The 758-nt window shown below is 73.1% G+C and carries 1 protein-coding gene and 1 pseudogene; one reads left to right on the top strand and one right to left on the bottom strand.

Translation table 11 applies throughout. The features are described 5' to 3' along the window. Positions 1-183 (top strand): annotated as a pseudogene (locus tag P409_RS39840) (formimidoylglutamate deiminase); the annotation flags it as partial. 145 nt (positions 184-328) lie between these two features. On the opposite strand, the gene P409_RS35465 reads toward P409_RS39840, so the two are convergent. Then, positions 329-758 (bottom strand): LysM peptidoglycan-binding domain-containing protein (locus P409_RS35465; RefSeq protein WP_152613737.1); only part of this gene is annotated, 430 nt, incomplete at its 5' end.

Genomic DNA, 758 nt, shown 5'->3' with positions numbered 1-758 from the left:
CATCCGGCGCTGGTCGGCCGGCGTGGCGACACGCTGCTCGACAGCTTCGTCTTCGCCGGCAACGACTCGCCGATCCGCCACGTCATGGCCGGCGGGCGCTGGCGGGTGCGCGACGGCCGGCATGCGGACGAGGCCGCGGTGGCGGCGCGCTATCGGTCGGTGACGGCTGCCTTGCTGGCCTGACGCAAAGAAAGCGGGCCCTGGAGGACCAGGGCCCGGGAGGTGAACAGGGAGGCTGCTCGAGCGGGAGACGCTAACGAGCTGTGCTTACCCTAGCCCGGCACCTGCCCTGTCGCTGTGACGGGCGTCACCGGGGTCGATTATCGCGTCAGCCGGGAACGGCGGCCGTGCCCCCCGCTGCCGGCACCGTGAAGATCTGCCCCGGATAGATCAGGTCGGGGTCGCGGATCTGCTCCTGATTGGCCTGGTAGATCACGGTGTAGCGCGGTCCCTCGCCGTAGACCCGGCGGGCGATCCGCCACAGGCTGTTGCCGGGCTGGACCACCACACGCCCCTCGGCCACCGCGATCTCGGCCGGCGCGGCGCGCTGGAACGGCGTCTCGGCCCGCGCCGTCACCTTGCCGGCGGCGTCGAGCTGGTCCGCCCGCAGGCGATAGACGCCGGGCGCGATCGCCTCCGCCGCCCGGATGCGGAAGCGGCCGCGCGGATCCATTCCGCCCTCGCCGATCGGGCGGTTGTCGAGATAGAGCCGAACGGTGGCGCCGGCCTCGGCCGCGGCCGCTCGACGAAGACGGCAC

The sequence above is a fragment of the Inquilinus limosus MP06 genome (assembly GCF_000767795.1).
GTDB lineage: Bacteria > Pseudomonadota > Alphaproteobacteria > DSM-16000 > Inquilinaceae > Inquilinus > Inquilinus limosus_E.
Note: the sequence above shows the minus strand (reverse complement) of the source record. Positions and strands in the feature narration are given on the sequence as shown.